Below are 18,934 nucleotides of genomic sequence, written 5' to 3'. Positions count from 1 at the left end.
GCCTATTGGGAGGAACCATGGAAGCCACGTCTGCAACACTACTTACCTTCGGCCTCGCCACCCTGTTGCTCAGCTGGGTGTTGTTGCTGATTCAGTCATGGAAGGAAGATTACGCGTGGGGCCTGTGCGCTCTCATTCTTCCCCCCTTCGCCTACCTGTATGGCCTGTTCCGCCTGGACAAGGCCGGGCAATCCGTTCTGCTCGCCATTGTCGGCCTTGTGCTGATCGCGATGGCCTGACGCTGTTACCCAGGCACCTGCCCCATTAAACATTTGTAACCTTCAGGCGCCTGCGCGGCCGGCGCCATGAATTACACAATAATTTTATATAAATCAGAAAGTTAGGGAATACAGAAAACCCGAGACAATCCCCACTGTTACTTTTTTATCCCCGGCGTTACGAATCTGTAACTGTTCTACACACGTAGAACACACGTATACTACTGCCATCCCGCCGCCGGTGTTACACCGTCACAGGCTGGCCATACACCGTAACCGTTCGCTGAGGAACCAACATGAAATTCGCCAAAATTGCCACCGTCTCTGCCCTGCTGGCCCTGTCGTCCGCTGCTTTTGCCGCCAAGCCGACCAGCATTGTTTTTCAGGGCAACCATGAATCCAGCACTGGCGCCGCCTATTCCGAGTACATGGTGAAGTGCTCCAACGGCAAAACCGCCACCCTCACCGCGTGGGAAAACCGTCGCAAGTGGTGTGCGGGCAACGAGCTGAACGACAGCTGTGAGCGCAAGCAGATCAAGGCCGCCAAGGCAGCCTGCAGCGCCCTCTAATCAGGCCTCGAGGTAGCGCCGGCGCAACTCTTCGCGCTCGGCGCTGCCAATCCCCAGCTCGCGGGCCAGGTAACTGTTGACGTCCCCATAGTCAGCAATCGCCTGCAACGCGCGCGACAAATACGCTTCGTGCACTTCAAGCATCGGCATGATCGCGTCATCTTCCTGCGACTGAAAACCGTATTTGACCCGCAAACGGTCTATCTCCTGACGCGGATCAAAGAAGCGACGGGTCAATAGATAGTCCGCCATGACCTGCTCACCGGACACACCCAGCGCCATCAGGATAATCGCCGCGGCAAAGCCCGTGCGATCCTTGCCAGCCGCGCAGTGCACCAGAAAACGGGCATCGTCCTGCGCCAGGATTTCACTGAACATACGCCGATAGGCGGGGCTCTGCGCCTCGACGAAGTCGCGATTGATATCCACCATGAAATCGAACATCGGTTGCCGCCCCCCGCGATCGAGCTGGCCGTCAGCGAAGGCGGCGTCGTTGCTGCCCGGCGTAATCGGCACGCTGGCAACCCGCGGCGCTCGCGCACTGGGCAGACGGTTGGGGCTGGCACTCTGCTCACTCTCACGCCGGAAATCGCACAACAGGTCGAGCTGCAGGTGGTCCAGCAGGGTCAAGTCCTGCTCTGTCAGCTGCGAAAGCTGGCCTGACCGATACAGGTAGCCCCAGCGTACGCGCCTACCGTCCTCCGTGCAGTAGCCCCCGAAATCACGGAAATTGGGTGTACCCTGCATACCGAGTCGGCGCTCCATGGCGACCAGCTCGTTGCCATGTTGATCCTGCAGGCGAAACTGGTGGCGACGCCCCACCGGCAGGCCCTGAACCCGCATACGCGGTACGGCTTCTTCATAGTGCATCTGCAGGCCAGCACCGGCTTCCAGAGGACTGACGGTGACCTGCGTGTGCGGGTGACTCGCTTCCCACTCAACGTGGTAGTCACCATCAGGCGCACGCCAGATGTGCACTGTGTCGGTCAGTAGGGGCATATAAACTCCGAATCAATTTGCTGCAGGCGACGGGGTGGCGATGACCGCCTGTACCAGGGTTTTTATCAGGGTGAGCTGGCGCTCAAGCGCTTCGTCGCTGAACGGGTCCTGCCCAAGCAGGTCGCTATACATCGGCGCCATGGTTACATAGGACATGATCAGGTTGTTGAAGGCCATCACCGCCCAGGGACGCAGACCGGCGTCGCCCAGGGCACGCAAGCCTGGCTGCAACAGGCCTTCATCGTCGTGAAACATGGGGCGAAAGAAGCGCTCGATAAGATCGTTGGTTCCCGGGCCGCCAGACAGCGCCGCATGCTGCAACAGCCGGGCCAGATTGGGGTTGGCGTGATGCTTGCGGACAATCGCCTCGAGCCACTGGTACAGGCGCTCGTCGGTAATCGGCGCCGTGTGCAGCTCCTCCATTGGTGCCGCAAAGTCATCTAGAAGACGACCCAGTACCGCGCGGTACAGCGCTTCCTTGTTGCGAAAATGGTTATACAGGCTGGGAGAGCGAATACCCACGCGCTCTGCCACCTCGCCAAGTGAGGCGCCCTTATAGCCCTTTTTGGCGAACAGATCTTCTGCCGCGTCCAGAATGCGCTCGGCGGTACCGCTCGCGGGCTCGGCTCTGTGTTCCTGCTTGGCGACCATGGCGTGCAATTCCACCGCTTTCGAGTCAAATGCGCAGTATACCGCAGCTTCGTCGGCAGGCGCAGCGAGCCCGCCGGGAATACGGCCCCATGGTTGACAAGACACAGGCTTATGTGAATAATCTCGCCTCCTGAAATTTGCTAACCCACGAGGAACTATTGTGGCCAACTCCCCGCAAGCCAGAAAGCGCGCCCGCCAGGCGGAAAAGCGTCGCGCCCACAACGCCAGCCTGCGTTCGCTGGTACGTACCAACATCAAGAAAGTGATCGCTGCCATTGGCACCGGCGACGCCGAGCAGGCCAAAGCGGCCTACGCCAGCGCCGTACCGGTCATCGACCGCATGGCCGACAAGGGCATCATCCACAAGAACAAGGCCGCTCGTCACAAGAGCCGCCTCAATACCCAGATCAAGGCACTTGCCTCCGCCTGATTCGGGACACTGCATTCCACAAAAAAGCCGGCTTGAAGCCGGCTTTTTTGTGCAGGACCGAAGGCGACCTCAACCCGCCTTGCGCGGCTCCTCGGGCGTATCCTTCAGCTTGTTGAACTCCGCCAGCATGCTCTGCTCGTAACCCTGGGCCTCGTTGGTATCCAGAGGCCGCTCCAGCAGCGTCCAGTCGATATCGCCATCGGTCGCCAGGTTTTCGAACTCCAGAATGCCCAGCGCCTCGAACTTCGGCCGGATCTTGTCGGTCAGCAGACCAATGCGCTTCAGGTTGGGAATCACCCGCTGGAACAAGAGGTTGCGGAAGGTGGACATGACGAAACCTTCCAGCACCTGCAGGCGCGCCTCTTCCACGTCCCAGCCGAAGTGTGCAAAGACGTCCGTTGCCACCAGCCGCTCGCGGCTCACCACGCAGGCCTCGTAAGCGAACTGGGCGCGCTCCTCACGCTCCTCGTCGGTCAGGGTTTTGACAAACTCCTCCAGGTAATTCACGCCGAAGGTCACGTGACGCGCTTCGTCCCGTGTGACCAGATACACCACATCCTTGAGCACCGGGTCGGGCGTGGTTTCGCGGGTGGTATTGAAGGCCGACAGCGCCAGCCCCTCAATCACCAGCTGCATGCCGATGAACTTCATATCCCAGCGCGCATCGGTGAGGATCTTGTCGATGATCGCCTTGAGGTGCGTGTTGATCGGGTACATCACGCCGATGCGCTTCTGCAGGTACTTGTTGAAGACCTCGACGTGGCGCGCCTCGTCGAAGGTCTGTGATGCAGCGTACAACTTGGCATTGAGGGTGGGGGCACAGGAGCACAGCTGCGATGCCACCAGCAGCGCACCCTGTTCGCCATGCAGGAACTGGGACAGGCTCCAGGCATTCATGTGCAGCCAGAATTCCTTGCGTGTGGGCTCGTCCATGTCGAGATAGGGCTGGTAGGTGTGCAGGTTCATCAGCTCGGGCATGCGCTCTTCGTCTGGCCAGGGGCGGTCCCAGTTGATATCCATCTCCGGGTCCCAGTTGAGCTGCTTGCCGAGGTCATAGAGCTTCTTGATGCGATCGTCCTGCACCTTGTAGTCCCAGTTGTAAGACCCGGTGAGCGGGGTGCTGAAAATCTCGGCGATATGATCGACATCACCGGGGGTCAGCAGATCCTCCAGATCCGGGTTCTCACGCGGGTAATCGGCATTGGCGAAGCGCTGGATCTTGCGCGGGGTGGAGCTCCACTCTACTTTCATAACCGTACTCCTGACATCAAAATGACATTGCGCTTCACTATGTGCGAGCGCCCGCAGGCTAACAAGGTGAAGTCTTGTCAAAATAAGGTTATTTGTGGCCAAATAGACGAATGCCCCGTGTCAGCGCGCCAGCACAGTACATCCTGATCCTGATCGACATGGTCGAGAGCCGGGGGTTTGCGCGCGAGGACGTGCTTGCCGGCACCTCGCTGGCCGATTCCGGGCTCGCCGGTATTGGTGCGCGCGTCAGTGAAGAGGATTTTGCCCGCCTCGTCAGCAACGCCCTGGCACTCACCGGCGACACGGCACTGGGCCTGCACCTGGGCATGCGCCTGAACCTGAGTGCCCACGCCATTCTCGGCCAGGCATTCATGACCTGTCGCGACTTGCGGCAGGTCATGGAGCTGTTCATGCGCTACTACCACCTGTTGTCGTCACCCTCACTGCAGCTGGAGCTCACGGAACAGGCCCAACGCTGCGTGCTGACCACGGTCACACTCCCCACCGACAACCCGCCCGAATTCGGCACCGAGCTGATGTACGCCGCCATGCTCAACACACTGCGCGGCCTGCTCAACCGGCAGAACCTGGTGGTTCGGGTAGAGCTCCCCTACCCGCCGCCACCGCACGCCGCGACCTATCACGAGGTGTTCGGCGATGACGTGCACTTCGACTGCCCGCTGGGGCGCATCTCCTTTGACGCCCAGCTGCTCGACGTTGCGCTGCCGTTGTCCAACCCCGCCTTGCGCTCACTGTACGAAAATGAATGTGCGCGCCTGCTGGCGGACCTGGAGGAACATGACTCGGTGTCGGAGCAGACCCTGCGCCTGCTGCGCAAGCTGGAAGGTCAGTACCCGCAGATGCCCCAGGTTGCCAACATCCTCAACCTGAGCCCGCGCACCTACCGGCGCCGGCTCGAGCAGGAGGGTACTGCCTACCAACAGCTGCTGGACCGGGTGCGGGCGGAGCACGCCACCCGCTACCTGAAGAACAGCCGCCTGCCGCTGTCCACCATTGCCTACCTGGTGGGCTTCAACGATGCCTCTAACTTCCGGCGCGCCTACCAGAAATGGACCGGGCGCGCGCCGCGGGAGGTGCGCACTGAACGCTAAGCGCTCACTCGCCGTTTACCTGGGACGACGCGCGGCACAGCGCCTGCGCAAGGACGGCTGGCACCCGGATCATTTCAGCCTCCTGCTGGGCGCATCCGGGGGCCCCAAATGGCTGGTGCTGGGCCAGCTGGATCGCGTGCTGTTCGGCGACTTCTTGCAACGCGGCCAGCGCCCGCTGTCGCTGCTGGGGTCATCCATCGGCTCCTGGCGCCACGCCTGCCTGGCGCAGGCCGACCCGGTCGCGGCGCTGGAGCGCTTTCAACAGGCCTATCTGGAGCAGGCTTACAGTGCCAGGCCGCCGCCCGATGAAATCAGCGCCGCCAGCGCGCAGATACTGGCCGCGCTGCTGGGTGCCGAGGGCAGCACCGCACTGGTCAGCCACCCGCGCTGGCGCACCCATATTGTGACCGCCCGCGGCAGAGGCCCGGCAGGCGCCAGGCAACCGGCATTGCTCGGTGCCGCCATGGGGGCTGCCGCTCTCGGCAATAGTGTCCACCGCCGGTTGCTGGGTGCCAGTTTCCAGCGCGTGGTGTTCCACAGCGGCGAGCAACCAGCCCCCCAGCTCTCCCTGACGGACTTCAACACCACCTACACCCCGCTGCGACCCGCCACAGTCGCCCTCGCCCTGCAGGCCAGTGGCTCGATTCCCTTTGTACTGGCGGGCGAGCGCAATATCGCCGGCGCACCCGCAGGCCACTACTGGGATGGCGGCATCATTGATTACCACTTCGACCTGCGCCACTACCGCGGTAGCGGGCTGATTCTCTACCCGCACTTTCGCGCCGACCTCACCCCCGGCTGGTTCGACAAGTTTCTGCCCTGGCGCCGTTCGGGGCTGGATGCACTGGACGACCTGGTACTGCTATGCCCAACCCCGGAATTCGTCGCCTCATTGCCGGGTGGCAAGATTCCGGACCGCAGGGATTTCACCCGTCTGGACACGGCGGCGCGCACTGCCGTGTGGCGCGAGTGCATTGCGCGCAGCGAGACGCTTGCAGAGGAATTTCAGGCGCTGTTGGCGGGGCCAGACCCGCTGGCAGGTGCGACGCTGCTCAACTGATCATTTCATCGAGGTAGCGCTGGACTTCGGCACGCAGGGGCCGCTGGAACGCCGACGCCAGCAGCCCCAGCCGCACGGACACATCGACCAGGCCATCGTGGAAGGAGAGCTTGCCATCGATGCCGCCGCCTTTCATGCGCACACTGTCACCCTCCCAGCGGGAGCGCACGCCGTGTTCGCGTTCCAACCTGTCCGCGAGGCGCTGCGCCGCCTGACGCAGATCCTCCTTGGGCATGGTGTAAGGTTTGGTCAGCCGGAATCCCGCCATGATTGCATGCCTGTCTATGTAAACCCAAGATTACGCCGAGCCCCGGCGCATGACCAGCCAGTTGCCCGCCAGCACCAGGCCAAAACCGGCCAGGCCCAACAGTGTCCAGTGGTAGTCCTCGAACACCGTGGAAATCAACAGTGCGACCACCGGAAACAGCAGCGAGCTGTACGCCGCACGGCCCGGGCCAATGTTACCAATGAGCGTGACATAGGCCCAGAAGGCCACCACCGAGCCAAACACCGCCAGGTACAGCAGCGAACTCAGGTAGCTGATCTCCCAGTCGACAGTGATCGGCACCCCCAGCAACAGGGCCGAGGCGTACAGGGCGAGAGCGCCGTAAAGCATGCCCCACGCATTGCACACCAGCACGGGCAAGCCGTCCCGGCTGTTGCGTGCGGCGAAAATATTGCCGAAAGACGCACAGCAGGTGCCGGCAAAACACAGCAGCAGCGCGCGAAAACCGGCGTCATCGAAGGTGAAGCTCTCCAGCTGCGGCATGAATACGCCCACCATACCCACCAGACCGACACCGGCCCCGAGGGCCACCAGACCGCTGATTGGCAAGCGCAGGAAGATCGCACCATTGACCATGTTCAGCACCACCTGGGTCGAAAACACCACCGCCACCAGACCGCTGGCCAGGTGCTCACTGGCAGGGTAGATAAAGAGATAATTGCCGCTGAACAGGCAAAGCCCCTGGAAAAACACCATCACGTGGTCGCGCCGTGACAACGGCGTCAGGCGGCGGCGCAGAATAAGGTAGAAGAAAATAAGCAGCGCAGCGAGCATCGAACGGTGCGCAATGGACACCATGGGTGCGACTGTGCCCAGCTGGAACTTGATGGCGATCCAGGTGGAACCCCAGATCACCACCGTAATGGCGTAGAGCAGCAGATTATTCATGGCGAGGGCCGCGGAAAAGCGCGCACTTTAGCGCATCCGCCAGCTCGCGCCTACGGGGCGCCGCAGCGCCCCCGCGGGCGCGCTCAGTTGTTAATGAACTCGCCGGCGTACCAGTTCAACATGGCAATTTTTTCCTCCAGCGGCTTGTCCTCTTCCAGCTCGTAGACATTGCGGAAGCCGATCACCACGTCGGTCACACCAATGCTCTCCAGCTTTTCGATGCCCTCGCGGGTAAAGGCATCCTGCCCGGTAGTGAAGATGCGGAACGGCCGATCACTGGTACCGTGTTCGTCGCGCAATTCATTGAGGCGACGGATGTAGGACTCAAGCTGCTGCATATCGGCCCCGGCACACATCCAGCCATCGCCGACTGTGGCCGCGCGGCGCAGCGCGGGCTCGGCGTGCCCCCCCACCAGAATGGGCGTAGGCGCGGTGGGTTTAGGGGTCATCTTGATCGCCGGCATGTTGTGGATTTCACCCTTGTAACCGAAGAACTCGCCACTCTCCAGACCGCGGATGATGTCGATCTGCTCGTCCAGGCGCAGGCCACGCTTCTCCCAGGGTACGTCACACACGGCGAAGTCTTCTTCCCAGGGGCTGATACCCACCCCGAAGTCGAAGCGATTGTTCGAGAGCGCCTGTATGCTCTGCACCTGCTTGGCGACAATGGCCGCCTGGCGCACAGCCACCTTGTAGACAAAGGTAGCGAAGCGAATCTTCTCGGTCACGGTCGCCATGCCCGCGACCGCAATCAGGCTTTCGAGAAAGGGCACGCTTTCCAGAAACTCACGACTACCATCCTTGTTGTAGGGATATTTCGAACTGGCTTCCTGCGGGTAGCAAATGCTGTCGGGGATGGTCAGGCCATCATAGCCTGCCTGCTCTGCGGCCTTGGCCAGCGGGACGTAGTGATCGGACTCACACATGCCGATCTGGTAGCTGAATCTCATTATGGCGCTCCTGTCTATTGTAGTGTGGCCACCCGTGCAGCCACCTGAGAAGTACGATGACTGTACTCCGGCGGATGACCCGGGTCACGGTAAGCTTTAAAATAGCGCCCTGCGGCCTCAAATACTAAACCTGCCCCGCGACCCCACTTGCAGCCACCCGCCGCCACGACCAGCAATGGCGGCAAAAGGATTACACTTGCCCCATGAATGACACCCCGGACATCCCCCAGACCGACGCCGATCAAAGCCAACGCTTCCTCTTTGACGACGCCGACATTCGCGGTGAAATCGTGCAGCTGGACCACACCCTGGCAGATTTGCTGGCGGTCCACCAATACGCCCCCGGCGTCTCCCGGCTGCTCGGCGAGTTTCTCGCTGCCGCCACCCTGCTCAGCACGACGCTCAAATTCGAGGGGCGCCTGGTGCTGCAGGCACGCAGTGAGGGCGAGGTCCCGCTGCTCATGGCCGAGTGCAGTGACCAGCTGCTGGTCCGCGGGATTGCGCGCGGCGCCCAGCACGCCACGTCCGGGGAATTCAGCCAGCTTCTCGCGGGCGGGGTGCTCGCCATTACCATCGAGCCGCTGCGGGGCAAGCCCTACCAGGGGATCGTGCCACTCTCCGAGAACTCGCTGGCAGCGAGTCTGGATGCCTATTTCGAGCAATCGGAACAGTTGCAGACGCGCCTCTGGCTGGCCAGCGATGGCGAACACGCCGCCGGGCTGCTGCTACAGCAACTTCCGGCTCAACTCCAGCGCAGCGCAGACCAGCGTGCGCTGCAGTGGCAACATGCCAGCACCCTGGCCGCCACCTTGAGCGGGGATGAGCTCTTGCAGCTGGCACCGGAAACCCTGCTGCACCGCCTCTACCACGAAGACCCAGTGCGCCTGTTCGAACCACGGCCAGTGCGCTTCCACTGCAGCTGTTCGATGCAACGCAGCCGCAACGCACTCGCCGCGCTGCCGCCCCGCGAACTGGAGGAGATACTCGCCGAACAGGGCCACGTCGAGGTCGATTGCGAGTTCTGCAACCAGCAATACCGTTTCGACCGGGAGGGGCTGCAGGACCTGCTGCAGGCAGGCCCGTCAGGCACCATCCACTGAGGCTCGCCGACGATCGCCGAAATTTTCCATAATGCGGTTCGCATACCCGGGAGATTCTGACATAATGACGCCCCCTGAAAGACCCCTAGAGGCAACTCTGCCCACAGCGGCGGGCTGCACCGAGCAGCAGTAACACAGGACTCACCATGACCCTTGAAAGCAACACTCCCCGGGAATTCACCGACCTGGGTACGGCACAGCTGGTTGAAGAAGCACTCAAGCGCGGCGAAGGCATCCTCGCCGACACTGGCGCACTGCTGGTTACCACGGGCAAGCGCACTGGCCGCTCCCCCGCCGACCGTTTCATTGTTCGCGAGCCCAGCACGGAAGACAGCATCGATTGGGGCCCGGTCAACCGCCCTTTTGATGCCGAGCGCTTCGACGCGTTGTGGGATGAGGTCGAAGCCTACCTCGACGAGCGCGACCGCTTCGTGTCCAACTTGCACGTGGGCGAGCACAGCGATCACTACCTGCCGGTGCGGGTCGTCACGGAAACGGCGTGGCAAAACCTGTTCGGGCGCAACATGTTCATTCGCCCCAAGCAGTACAACATCGGCCGCAAGCCGGAGTGGACCGTGATGAATGCCCCCGGCTTCGTCTGTGACCCGGCGCGGCACGGCAGCAATTCCGACGGCATCGTCATCCTCAATTTTGCCCGGCGCAAGATCCTGCTGGCAGGCATGCGCTACGCGGGCGAAATGAAAAAAGCCATGTTTTCGGTACAGAACTTCCTGCTGCCGGAAAAGGACGTCATGTCCATGCACTGTTCGGCCAATGTCGGCGAAGACGGTGACACAACGCTGTTCTTCGGTCTCTCCGGCACCGGCAAGACCACACTGTCGGCCGACCCCGAACGCTACCTGATCGGCGACGACGAACACGGCTGGGCCAAGGGCGCGGTGTTCAACATCGAGGGCGGCTGCTACGCCAAAACCATCGACCTCAGCCAGAAGAACGAGCCGGTCATCTGGGATGCCATCAGCTTCGGTGCCATTGTCGAGAACGTAGTGCTGGACGGTCATCGACACGCCGACTACAGCGACACCAGCCTGACCGAGAACGGCCGTTGCTGCTACCCGCTGGAGCACGTTGCCAAGCGCACGGAAGCGAACGCCGGCGGCGAGCCGAAGTGCGTGATCTTCCTCACCTGCGATGTGTCCGGCGTGCTGCCCCCTGTGTCCATTCTGTCCAAGGAAGCGGCGGCGTTCCACTTCCTGAGCGGCTACACGGCGCGTGTCGGCTCTACCGAGCTGGGTGCAGAAGCGGGCATTCACCCTACGTTCTCCACCTGCTTCGGCGCCCCCTTCATGCCGCGCCCGGCCAGTGACTATGCAGAACTGCTGATGAAGCGTATCGAGGATTTCGGCAGCCAGGTCTACCTGATCAACACCGGCTGGACCGGTGGATCAGGCGCCCCCGGCGGCACCGGCGCGCGCTTCCCGATCCCGGTCACCCGGGCGATCGTGGCGGCGGCGCAAAGCGGATCTCTGCTGAACGCACCGCGGGAACACCTCGACATTCTCAACCTCGATTTCCCGACCGCCATACCCGGGGTCGACGCCAAGTACACCAACCCCCGCAACAGCTGGGGCGATACGGCGGCGTACGATGAGCAGGCGCGCACACTCGCCACCCTGTTCCAGGAAAACATCAAGAAGTTCGACGTCGCCGCGGCCATCGTTGCCGCTGGGCCACAGGCGAGCTGAGCCTGCTGCCGGCACGCGGCGCCAACGCGCCGTCGTGTCGGCAATCCCCCTGTTACCGGCCCTGCACAGGGTCAACCATATCCTGTAACCGCTGCCGGCGGTGCAGCACACCTGCGCCTATCTGCTCACCCACCAGATACAGGCAGGGCACCAGCAACAGCGTAACGCCGGTGGCGAAAAGCACACCGAAGGCCAGCGATGTCACCATCGGAATCAGGAACTGCGCCTGCACGCTGGTCTCGGCCATGATGGGCAACAGACCGACGAAAGTGGTCAGGGAGGTGAGAATAATCGGCCTGAAGCGGTCTTCTCCGGCCTGCAACAGCGCCCTGAGCACGGGGTGCCCCGCCGCCCGCAGCTGATTGATGCGATCGATCAGCACCAGGTTATCGTTGACCACAACACCGGCACAGGCAATCACGCCCAGGAAGGAGAACATGCTCACCTCCCAGTTCAGGATGAAGTGGCCGAAGATCGCCCCCATCACGCCAAAGGGCACCGCGGTCAGAACCAGCAGCGGCTGGAAATAGGAACGAAAAGGCACCGCCATCAGGGCGTAGATGACCAGCATCGCCAGCACCAGATACTTCAACATGGCATCCATGAACGCTGATTCTTCCTGCAGCTCGCCATCCAGCGACAGCGAGAGGCCCGGAAACTGCCGCTTCCACTGAGGCAGGTGATCGCGCAGGATGGCGTCTACCACAGCGCGCGGCACCACACTGCCGGGCACCACTTCCGCCGACACTTCCAGCGTGCGCTTGCGGTTCAGGCGGTCAATAGTCAGGTAACCCGGCTCGTACTGCACCTCGGCCACCGTCGCGAACGGCACCTCGCCACCCGCCGGGGTGCGCACACGCATCTCCTGCAGATTGTCTACCGACAAACGCTCCGCTTCCGGATAACGCACCATTACCCGCACATCCTCCCGCGTGCGGGGAATGCGCTGCACCTCGGCACCGTAGAATGCCTCGCGCACTTGCCTGGCCAAGTCGGCGAGGGTAATGCCCAGGTTCTCTGCCGCCGGCTTCAGGCCCAGCACAATCTCTTCCTGCGGGTCCTGCAGCGTGTCGTTCACGTTGTACACGCCTTCATAGGACTGCAGCACCTCACGCAAGGCGGCTGACACCGCCTTGAGGTCATCCAGTGAATTAGCGGTGGCCACCAGGCGTATCGGCTTGCCGGTTTCGTTGATGGTGTAGTCCAGGTTGAAATCCTGCACCGGCCCCAGGTCACCAATCGCCTCGCGCCAGCGCTCGGAGAGCTCGCCGGTATCCACGTCATCGGACACGGTCTCGATGATCACTTCTATCGTATTGGCATTGCCCGTGGAGTCGATATGGCCAATTGCCGGGCCGAAGGCCGTATAACGGGGATCCTCGTTGTACTCCTGCTTGATTTGCAGCGCCGCCGACTCAACCTGGCGCAGCACGCTCAAAGTATCGGCGAAGGCGCCGCCCTCGGGCAGCTCGATTTCAGCCACCACATAGTCGGAGTTGATGGAAGGGAAGAACGCAGACCGTAGCCAGCCGCCACCATACAGGGCGAGGCTAATGAGCAGCAGCGCGAAAAAAAGTGCCATGATCAACAGGTTGTGACGCAGGCACAGGGCGAGGAAGGGACGGTAGCGCTGGCGGGCCACCCGCGTCATGCCATCGGCAAACCGCAGCCGCTGCACCTCCAGGCGCCGTAGAAAAGCGAAGCGGCTGGGCTTCACCGGAGGCATATGCGCCAGGTGCGGCGGCAGGATAAGCAGGCACTCGATCAGCGACAGGGCCAGCGCCAGAATCACCACGGACGGTATCGCCATCGCCGCCTGCGCCATGTCCCCGGGCATGAAAAACATCGGTACGAAGAAGATCATGGTGCTGATGACGGCGTACATCACCGGCTTGATCACCGCCTGGGTGCCATTGACCGCACCGGCGATACCGCGCTCACCCGCCACCTGGCGGGCGTGTATGGATTCGCCCACGATAATCGCGTCATCCACCACAATGCCCAGTATCAGCAGGAAAGCGAACAGCGAGATCATGTTCAGGCTGGTATTGGTGTACTGCAGCAGGAACAGCGTGCCCACAAAAGCGACGCCGATACCCACGCACACCCACATTGCCAGCCGCGGTCGCAGGAACAGCACCAGCACCAGGAACACCAGCACCAACCCGCCGATGCCATTCTTCAACAGGGTGTCTACCCGCCCCTTGAACGGTACCGAGGAATCCCGCCACACCGACAACTCCACGCCCGGCGGCAGTCCCGGGCGGGTGTCTTCCACCCACTGGTGGACAACCTCGCTGGTCTTTAGCGTATCGGGGTTGGAGGTGACGAATACGTGCAGGGTGTGTGAGGGCTTGTCGTTGAAGCGGGTGCGCACGTCAATATCTTCGAAGCCATCGACCACCGTCGCCACATCACGCAGCAGAACCTGTGTGCCGTCACGCGCCGTGACGACGGGGATCTGCTCGAACTCGAAGCGATCGTAAGCCTGGCCACGCGTCTGCAGGCGTATATCCCCGCCGGCGTCCTTGATGGCACCGGCCGGCAGGTTGAGGGAGGAGCCGCGAATGGCCGCCACCACATCACTGAAGGTGAGCCCGTAGCGGCGCAGGGTGTACTCGGAAACCTCGACCGATACCTCATAGGGGCGCGGCGTATCCAACTCCACTACCGATACATGGGGCTGAGCGGCCAGATCATCGCGCAACCGTTCACCCAGGCCCTTCAGGTCCCGCTCGCCGAGGTTGCCAGCCAGCGACACCGCCGCCATGTAGTGCCGATAAGCGAGTTCGGTGACCACAGGCCGCTCGGCTTCGACCGGGAAGGTGTTGATGGCATCGACCCGGGTTTTGATCTCTGACGAGAGGCGCTGCATATTGTAATCTGGCTCTGCCTCGACCAGCACCGTGCCCATGCCCTCACGCGCCGTGCAGCGGATCTCGCGCACGCCGCTCAAGTCGTGCACCGCCTCTTCCACCCGCACGCAAATCTGCTCCTCCACTTCGCGCGGGCCGGCACCGGGGTACACCAGCGAAATGCTCACCCGGTTGAGTTCAATCTGCGGAAAGAACTGCTTGTCCAGCGCGGGGACACTGAGTAGCCCCCCTACCACCAGAAAAATCATCAGCAGGTTTGCCGCGATGGGATTGTGAATAAACCAGCGAACCGGACCGCCCATCCTCAGCGCCCCGCACCGGCGACACGCGCCACTTCATTCACCTCCACCCGCATGCCGGCAATCGTGGCCGTGGGCTCGCGGACAATCACCCGATCGCCCCGGCTGAGCCCCTGCACCCATATCTGCCCGCTTTCGCTCTGCAGCACGGCTACCGGCTTGGCAGCCACCTGCTGGCGGGCATCCACCACCATCACCGTGTCATCACTGCGCAGCGCAGAGCGCGGCAGGCCCGCCACCGCCGGCAGGCTGCGCCCTTCGATGGTTGCATGCACGAACAGGCCGGGCACCAGTGGGGGGCGGTCACCCCCGGGCCCCGGTGCGAAAGGAGCCGTGACCTCCGCCACCGCGTAGACCACGCGTGTCTGGGCATCAATGCTGGCATCGGTGCGTACGATGCGCCCCTGCCAGGTCCACTCGCGCCCGCCGAACGTGGCACGCAGCTGCACCTCGGGCAGCACCGCTGCCGTATCGCCGGCGCGGAAGTGCAAGGGCAGGTCGATCAGCGCCACCTGCCGGTCCGTCAGCGGCAGGCGAACCTCCATGGACTCCGTAGCATACACACGGGCCAGGCGTGCGCCGGGCACCACATACTGACCCGCATCGACAAATTTTTCGCTGATACGGCCATCAAACGGCGCCGTAATCCGTGTGCGATCAAGGTCCAGCTGTGCCGCCGCGAGTTCCGCTTCGGCGGCGCGTACCGCGGCCTGCGCCGAGGCCAGCTGCGGTTCGCGCAGAAACAGCGCGTTTGCCTGGGTGTTGCCCAGGTCGCGCCATTCCCGCTTCGCCTGCAGTGCCCGGCCCTCCTCCTCGGCAACGCGTTGGCGCGCGGCGGCTACCTGCGACTCCATGCGCGCAATCATGAGCTGGTAGTCGACATCCTCGATGCCGACCAGGAGGCTGCCCTCGCGAAAGAAACTGCCGGCGGCGAAGTCCGGCGCCACCGTATCAATGCGGCCCGACACCCTGCTCACCAGGTCAATCTCGCGCTGCGGCTGCACCGTACCCTGCGTACTCACGGACAGCGCGAGTGGGACGGGGTCGACCGTCACCACGTCGACCATGGGCGCCGCTTGCTCCGGCACATCCTGCGGCTCCGGCGCGGACTTTCCGGTGAGCAGCAACCACGACAGTCCAATACCAGCCACGAAGACAACCCCTGCCGCGAGCACTGGGCGAGCGTTTTTCCAATCCATGAATCACCTGATGGGCAAGTGAGCGACCCTGCGACCGCCGTAAAAAAGAAGATAATATCTGGACAGCGCAATGCTACTCCTGTTCCGGCATTTACGCACCGGAACCCATCGCGGATGCGGAAAAGGGGAATTTGTCGCTTCTAGTAGGAACATTCTAATTTTCTTCAGTACCTTGCCCCGTGTTCGGTGTAGAGACGCACCGTAACCAACACACAAGGAGTAGAGACATGGCTGACGAAACCACCAACACCGCTACCAACAGCACTGCGGCATCCACGCAGGCCGCGGCACCCAAGCGTGCGACCGCCAAGCGCAAGGCTGCTCCGAAGAAGGCCGCCACCGCCAGCAAGGCACCGGCGAAACGCCGTGCCGCCAGCAAGAGCACTGTGGCTCAAGCCGAAAAGAAAGTGCGCACCTACAAGCGCCGCGCAACCAAGGTAACCAAGGAGACCGAGAAGTCAGCGGCCCGCCTCGGCGACCGCGCACGCACGGTAAGCCGCAATGCATTCCTCGCCAGCCTCGGCTTCTACGGCAAGGCCTTCGACGAAATGCAGGATCGCCTCGACAAGCTGCAGGCTCGTCTGGATGCGCGCGGCAAGGCCGCAGAAGTGGCCTACGCTGACCTGGTCAAGCGTGGCACCAAAATCGAGAAAGACGCCAAAGACATTATTGGCGATATTGAGCTGCCCAAGCTGGAACTCGACGCCCTGAAAGACCGCAAGAAGCTGGAAGCGCGCCTGGAACAGGCCCGCAGCCGCTTTGCCGAACTGCGCGGCTCCGTGAGCTTCCGCTCAGCAGCCTGAACCACGTTCCCTACTCCCTGCCTGTCAGGGAGATTTTCGGGCCACATTGTGGCCCTTTTTTTTGCTCTTGAGATTCGCGCCGGGGACAGAATTGACGACTGGCACGGATTGCGGGTTTTCTGCTTAAATGGCCGGCCGATGGCCCGATGCGCCCCGCGCAATGGAGGACGACGTGAGCGATGATAAAAACGATAAAAGCAAAGTCACTGACAAGGCGGGCGAAATTGCCCGCAATATCTGGCTTGCCGGCGTGGGCGCGTACGGACGCGCCGTCGACGAGGCACAGGACCGTATGGAGAAAGCCGGGGTGGAAACACCCAAGCTGTTCCGCGACCTGGTCAAGGCCGGCGCCGCGCTGGAGGACGAGGCGCGCAAAGGCTTGAGCAGCGGCCGCAGTGCTCGCAACTCGGTTGAGGAGCGCATTCACCGGGTGCGGGAGAGCTTTCACATGCAGCTGCCCGCCCGGGGAGAAGACCTGCTCGCCCTGCACGAAAAAATCGATCGCCTGACCCGCAAGGTGGACGACTTGAGCGCCGCACTCGCAGCCCAGGGCAAACCCGCACGCAAGCCAGCCGCCCGCAAGAAGGCCGCCACACGGCGCGCCGCCGTGAAGAGCAAGCCTGCGGCCGGCCGCAAGCCCGCCTGAAGACGCACCCGACAGCGACAGGGTGAAAACGCGCGACCGCATACTGGTCACCAGTCTGGCCCTGTTCAATGAGGAGGGTGAAGCGCACACGACCACGATCGACATCGCCAATGAGCTCGATATCAGCCCCGGAAACCTGTACTACCACTTCAAGGGGAAAGACGAGATCATCGGCGAACTGTTCCAACAATATGAGGTGGCGCTGACCGATACGCTGACAGCGCCGCTGGAGGGCCCGTTGGGCAACGACCCCAGCCGGGTAGAAGACAACTGGTACTACCTCTACGTTGTGCTGGAAGAGATGTGGCAATACCGCTTCCTGTACCACAACCTGGATGATCTTCAGCAGCGCTATCCCGCGATCCGCAAGGGTTTCCGTCGCTTGCTGCAACTGCAACGCTCCGCTTTGCTGGCCATCTGCCACAAACTGCTGGAACAGGCGGTCATCAATACCGATGACGACCAGCTGCTGAGCCTCGTGGACAACATGACGCTGGTGCTGACGTTCTGGCTGAGTTACGACCAGCTGCTGCACGCCCCCCGCGCGCCACACATCGTTGTGCATCAGGGCGTGCTGCAGCTACTCACCATGGTGGCGCCCTACCTGGGCGATGCCCAGTTGGCCTTCTACCGGGATTGCCAGGCCATTTTCGAGGGCATGATCAGCCAGCTGCAGGAGGATTGAGGGGCAGCGGCCTGTGATCGCAGGGTTTGCGCAGCAGAATGACATCCGCCGCCTCGAATACGGGCTCGGCGCCCCGAACGCGGCCCCACCAGGTCCAGGTCTCGCGGCTGAAAAAACACACATGCGTGGCATCGTTTTTGTAGTGCCAGCCGGCAAACGCCTCGGGGTCCGTCACCAGCTTGGTCATCACACCGAGCAGCCCGCCGGGCGCAAGCAACGCCCAGAGCCTGTCCAGCTCAGCCCCCGGCTGGTGCAGGTGCTCCACGACCTCGGTTGCGGTGATGAAATCGTAGCCGGGCTGCAGCACACAAACATCGGGATAATAAAACGGGTCATACAGGGCCAGCTGATGCCCCGCTTCGCGCAACAGGGCAGCCAGCGCGGGGCCGGGGCCGCAGCCAAACTCGAGGCCGCGTGAACCCGGCGTCAGCAGCGCCAGCAGTGGCGTTGCCAGTCGTCCGAGGAAAGCGCGGTAGCGCGGGTCATCAATGCGGTTTTGGTGCAGGTCGTACTCGGCTTTTTCAGCCTCGGCTGGCAGATGAAATTCGGGCGGCACAAACACCAGGAAGCAGCGCTCGCAGCGCAGGTAGCTGCGCTTGCGGTCCTGATGGAAAGCCCCACTGCCTGCGCCGCAGAGTGGGCAGTGCAAGTCACGGTGCATCTGGTATGATCCACGCTCCACGGCAAACCCGTTCGGGACAAGGAGAGTAACATGACCATCAAGGTTGGCGACAAGATCCCCGCAGTAACCCTCAAGACCATGGGCGCCGAAGGCCCGGTCAACATCAGCACCGATGAGATTTTTGCCGGCAAGAAAGTCCTGCTGTTCGCGGTGCCCGGCGCATTCACACCGGGCTGCAGCCTCACTCACCTGCCCGGCTATGTCGTAAACGCCGACAAGATCAAGGCGAAGGGCGTAGACACCATCGCCTGCATGGCGGTGAACGATGCGTTCGTCATGGACGCCTGGGGCAAGGCGCAGAACGCAGAGGCACTGCTGATGCTGGGCGATGGCAACGGCGACTTTACCGCTGCCCTGGGCCTGGAACTCGACGGCACCGGTTTTGGCCTGGGCAAGCGCAGCCAGCGCTTCGCCATGCTGGTGGATGACGGCACCGTCACCCACCTGAACGTGGAACCGGGTGCCGGCGTAGACGTCAGCTCCGCCGAGAGCATGATGGCGCTGCTCTAGGGCACGCCCGGCGC

20 protein-coding genes are annotated in these 18,934 nt (G+C 62.5%); 11 read left to right on the top strand and 9 right to left on the bottom strand.

The features are described from left to right. Nucleotides 1-17: 17 nt before the first annotated feature. Both EGJ68_RS03765 and EGJ68_RS03760 read left to right on the top strand, forming a co-directional pair. A complete protein-coding gene (locus EGJ68_RS03765; protein ID WP_027949782.1) occupies nucleotides 18-239 on the top strand; it encodes a hypothetical protein in 222 nt (73 codons plus the stop codon). A 275-nt stretch (nucleotides 240-514) separates the two neighbouring features. Next, nucleotides 515-787 carry a hypothetical protein gene (locus tag EGJ68_RS03760; RefSeq protein ID WP_123033187.1) on the top strand — a complete coding sequence of 91 codons (273 nt, stop codon included), beginning with the start codon at nucleotides 515-517 and terminating at the stop codon, nucleotides 785-787. On the opposite strand, the gene EGJ68_RS03755 is transcribed toward EGJ68_RS03760, so the two are convergent. Next, nucleotides 788-1,786 carry a tyrosine-protein phosphatase gene (locus tag EGJ68_RS03755; protein ID WP_123033186.1) on the bottom strand — a complete coding sequence of 333 codons (999 nt, stop codon included), beginning with the start codon at nucleotides 1,784-1,786 and terminating at the stop codon, nucleotides 788-790. Between the two features lie 12 nt (nucleotides 1,787-1,798). Then, nucleotides 1,799-2,437 (bottom strand): TetR/AcrR family transcriptional regulator, encoded by a 639-nt coding sequence (locus EGJ68_RS18385; protein WP_158283480.1) that lies wholly within the window; start codon nucleotides 2,435-2,437, stop codon nucleotides 1,799-1,801. A 160-nt stretch (nucleotides 2,438-2,597) separates the two neighbouring features. Between EGJ68_RS18385 and rpsT the strand changes: the two genes are divergently transcribed. Next, complete coding sequence (rpsT, locus tag EGJ68_RS03745) at nucleotides 2,598-2,867, top strand: 30S ribosomal protein S20 (RefSeq protein WP_123033184.1); 270 nt, start codon at nucleotides 2,598-2,600, stop codon at nucleotides 2,865-2,867. A gap of 69 nt (nucleotides 2,868-2,936) precedes the next feature. Here the strand turns inward: rpsT and EGJ68_RS03740 are convergent, their stop codons facing one another. Beyond that, a complete protein-coding gene (locus tag EGJ68_RS03740; protein ID WP_123033183.1) occupies nucleotides 2,937-4,118 on the bottom strand; it encodes a ferritin-like domain-containing protein in 1,182 nt (393 codons plus the stop codon). A gap of 110 nt (nucleotides 4,119-4,228) precedes the next feature. Here EGJ68_RS03740 and EGJ68_RS03735 point away from each other — a divergent pair, with 110 nt between their 5' ends. Together EGJ68_RS03735 and EGJ68_RS03730 are read left to right on the top strand one after the other, a co-directional pair. Beyond that, nucleotides 4,229-5,230 (top strand): AraC family transcriptional regulator, encoded by a 1,002-nt coding sequence (locus EGJ68_RS03735; protein WP_123033182.1) that lies wholly within the window; start codon nucleotides 4,229-4,231, stop codon nucleotides 5,228-5,230. Further along, nucleotides 5,157-6,290 (top strand): patatin-like phospholipase family protein, encoded by a 1,134-nt coding sequence (locus EGJ68_RS03730; RefSeq protein ID WP_123033181.1) that lies wholly within the window; start codon nucleotides 5,157-5,159, stop codon nucleotides 6,288-6,290. The genes EGJ68_RS03735 and EGJ68_RS03730 overlap by 74 nt, the downstream gene beginning before the upstream one ends. On the opposite strand, the gene EGJ68_RS03725 is transcribed toward EGJ68_RS03730, so the two are convergent. The 3 genes from EGJ68_RS03725 to EGJ68_RS03715 form a co-directional block, all read right to left on the bottom strand. Beyond that, nucleotides 6,283-6,558 carry a polyhydroxyalkanoic acid system family protein gene (locus EGJ68_RS03725; protein WP_123033180.1) on the bottom strand — a complete coding sequence of 92 codons (276 nt, stop codon included), beginning with the start codon at nucleotides 6,556-6,558 and terminating at the stop codon, nucleotides 6,283-6,285. The two genes, EGJ68_RS03730 and EGJ68_RS03725, sit on opposite strands and share 8 nt — an antisense overlap. 30 nt (nucleotides 6,559-6,588) lie before the next feature. Next, the gene (locus tag EGJ68_RS03720; protein WP_123033179.1) at nucleotides 6,589-7,464 is read right to left on the bottom strand and encodes a DMT family transporter; all 876 of its coding nucleotides are present in this window, start codon (nucleotides 7,462-7,464) and stop codon (nucleotides 6,589-6,591) included. A gap of 83 nt (nucleotides 7,465-7,547) precedes the next feature. Then, nucleotides 7,548-8,414, bottom strand: coding sequence for a TIGR03619 family F420-dependent LLM class oxidoreductase (locus EGJ68_RS03715; protein WP_123033178.1), 867 nt, complete (start codon nucleotides 8,412-8,414; stop codon nucleotides 7,548-7,550). A 203-nt stretch (nucleotides 8,415-8,617) separates the two neighbouring features. Here EGJ68_RS03715 and hslO point away from each other — a divergent pair, with 203 nt between their 5' ends. Both hslO and EGJ68_RS03705 read left to right on the top strand, forming a co-directional pair. Further along, nucleotides 8,618-9,514 carry an Hsp33 family molecular chaperone HslO gene (hslO, locus tag EGJ68_RS03710; protein ID WP_123033177.1) on the top strand — a complete coding sequence of 299 codons (897 nt, stop codon included), beginning with the start codon at nucleotides 8,618-8,620 and terminating at the stop codon, nucleotides 9,512-9,514. 146 nt (nucleotides 9,515-9,660) lie between these two features. Then, complete coding sequence (locus tag EGJ68_RS03705; protein ID WP_123033176.1) at nucleotides 9,661-11,220, top strand: phosphoenolpyruvate carboxykinase; 1,560 nt, start codon at nucleotides 9,661-9,663, stop codon at nucleotides 11,218-11,220. A 52-nt stretch (nucleotides 11,221-11,272) separates the two neighbouring features. Here the strand turns inward: EGJ68_RS03705 and EGJ68_RS03700 are convergent, their stop codons facing one another. Together EGJ68_RS03700 and EGJ68_RS03695 are read right to left on the bottom strand one after the other, a co-directional pair. Next, nucleotides 11,273-14,398, bottom strand: coding sequence for an efflux RND transporter permease subunit (locus EGJ68_RS03700; protein ID WP_123033175.1), 3,126 nt, complete (start codon nucleotides 14,396-14,398; stop codon nucleotides 11,273-11,275). 2 nt (nucleotides 14,399-14,400) lie between these two features. Next, the gene (locus EGJ68_RS03695; RefSeq protein ID WP_123033174.1) at nucleotides 14,401-15,594 is read right to left on the bottom strand and encodes an efflux RND transporter periplasmic adaptor subunit; all 1,194 of its coding nucleotides are present in this window, start codon (nucleotides 15,592-15,594) and stop codon (nucleotides 14,401-14,403) included. A gap of 227 nt (nucleotides 15,595-15,821) precedes the next feature. Between EGJ68_RS03695 and EGJ68_RS03690 the strand changes: the two genes are divergently transcribed. The 3 genes from EGJ68_RS03690 to EGJ68_RS03680 all read left to right on the top strand — a co-directional run bounded on the left by EGJ68_RS03690 (nucleotide 15,822) and on the right by EGJ68_RS03680 (nucleotide 17,728). Next, nucleotides 15,822-16,397 carry a hypothetical protein gene (locus EGJ68_RS03690; protein ID WP_123033173.1) on the top strand — a complete coding sequence of 192 codons (576 nt, stop codon included), beginning with the start codon at nucleotides 15,822-15,824 and terminating at the stop codon, nucleotides 16,395-16,397. Nucleotides 16,398-16,569: 172 nt separating this feature from the next. Next, nucleotides 16,570-17,043 (top strand): phasin family protein, encoded by a 474-nt coding sequence (locus EGJ68_RS03685; RefSeq protein ID WP_233248662.1) that lies wholly within the window; start codon nucleotides 16,570-16,572, stop codon nucleotides 17,041-17,043. A gap of 22 nt (nucleotides 17,044-17,065) precedes the next feature. Beyond that, nucleotides 17,066-17,728, top strand: a complete 663-nt coding sequence (locus EGJ68_RS03680; protein WP_123033172.1) for a TetR/AcrR family transcriptional regulator — start codon at nucleotides 17,066-17,068, stop codon at nucleotides 17,726-17,728. Here EGJ68_RS03680 and EGJ68_RS03675 read toward each other — a convergent pair. After that, the gene (locus EGJ68_RS03675) at nucleotides 17,706-18,389 is read right to left on the bottom strand and encodes a class I SAM-dependent methyltransferase (RefSeq protein WP_123033171.1); all 684 of its coding nucleotides are present in this window, start codon (nucleotides 18,387-18,389) and stop codon (nucleotides 17,706-17,708) included. The genes EGJ68_RS03680 and EGJ68_RS03675 overlap by 23 nt on opposite strands. A 51-nt stretch (nucleotides 18,390-18,440) precedes the next feature. On the opposite strand from EGJ68_RS03675, the gene EGJ68_RS03670 reads away from it, so the two are divergent. Further along, nucleotides 18,441-18,920, top strand: a complete 480-nt coding sequence (locus EGJ68_RS03670) for a peroxiredoxin (protein ID WP_123033170.1) — start codon at nucleotides 18,441-18,443, stop codon at nucleotides 18,918-18,920. The last annotated feature ends 14 nt before the right edge of the window (nucleotides 18,921-18,934 follow it).

The organism is Haliea alexandrii, from assembly GCF_003719295.1.
Lineage (GTDB): Bacteria > Pseudomonadota > Gammaproteobacteria > Pseudomonadales > Halieaceae > Haliea > Haliea alexandrii.
This window is presented reverse-complemented; position numbering and strand designations above follow the sequence as displayed.

What these genes read in the sequence shown, in the direction of transcription:
- EGJ68_RS03765 (WP_027949782.1), top strand. Translation starts at nt 18, where the DNA reads ATGGAAGCCACGTCTGCAACACTACTTACCTTCGGCCTCGCCACCCTG.
- EGJ68_RS03760 (WP_123033187.1), top strand. Translation starts at nt 515, where the DNA reads ATGAAATTCGCCAAAATTGCCACCGTCTCTGCCCTGCTGGCCCTGTCG.
- EGJ68_RS03755 (WP_123033186.1), bottom strand. Translation starts at nt 1,786, where the DNA reads ATGCCCCTACTGACCGACACAGTGCACATCTGGCGTGCGCCTGATGGT.
- EGJ68_RS18385 (WP_158283480.1), bottom strand. Translation starts at nt 2,437, where the DNA reads ATGGTCGCCAAGCAGGAACACAGAGCCGAGCCCGCGAGCGGTACCGCC.
- EGJ68_RS03740 (WP_123033183.1), bottom strand. Translation starts at nt 4,118, where the DNA reads ATGAAAGTAGAGTGGAGCTCCACCCCGCGCAAGATCCAGCGCTTCGCC.
- EGJ68_RS03735 (WP_123033182.1), top strand. Translation starts at nt 4,229, where the DNA reads ATGCCCCGTGTCAGCGCGCCAGCACAGTACATCCTGATCCTGATCGAC.
- EGJ68_RS03730 (WP_123033181.1), top strand. Translation starts at nt 5,157, where the DNA reads ATGCCTCTAACTTCCGGCGCGCCTACCAGAAATGGACCGGGCGCGCGC.
- EGJ68_RS03725 (WP_123033180.1), bottom strand. Translation starts at nt 6,558, where the DNA reads ATGGCGGGATTCCGGCTGACCAAACCTTACACCATGCCCAAGGAGGAT.
- EGJ68_RS03720 (WP_123033179.1), bottom strand. Translation starts at nt 7,464, where the DNA reads ATGAATAATCTGCTGCTCTACGCCATTACGGTGGTGATCTGGGGTTCC.
- EGJ68_RS03715 (WP_123033178.1), bottom strand. Translation starts at nt 8,414, where the DNA reads ATGAGATTCAGCTACCAGATCGGCATGTGTGAGTCCGATCACTACGTC.
- hslO (WP_123033177.1), top strand. Translation starts at nt 8,618, where the DNA reads ATGAATGACACCCCGGACATCCCCCAGACCGACGCCGATCAAAGCCAA.
- EGJ68_RS03705 (WP_123033176.1), top strand. Translation starts at nt 9,661, where the DNA reads ATGACCCTTGAAAGCAACACTCCCCGGGAATTCACCGACCTGGGTACG.
- EGJ68_RS03700 (WP_123033175.1), bottom strand. Translation starts at nt 14,398, where the DNA reads ATGGGCGGTCCGGTTCGCTGGTTTATTCACAATCCCATCGCGGCAAAC.
- EGJ68_RS03695 (WP_123033174.1), bottom strand. Translation starts at nt 15,594, where the DNA reads ATGGATTGGAAAAACGCTCGCCCAGTGCTCGCGGCAGGGGTTGTCTTC.
- EGJ68_RS03690 (WP_123033173.1), top strand. Translation starts at nt 15,822, where the DNA reads ATGGCTGACGAAACCACCAACACCGCTACCAACAGCACTGCGGCATCC.
- EGJ68_RS03675 (WP_123033171.1), bottom strand. Translation starts at nt 18,389, where the DNA reads ATGCACCGTGACTTGCACTGCCCACTCTGCGGCGCAGGCAGTGGGGCT.
- EGJ68_RS03670 (WP_123033170.1), top strand. Translation starts at nt 18,441, where the DNA reads ATGACCATCAAGGTTGGCGACAAGATCCCCGCAGTAACCCTCAAGACC.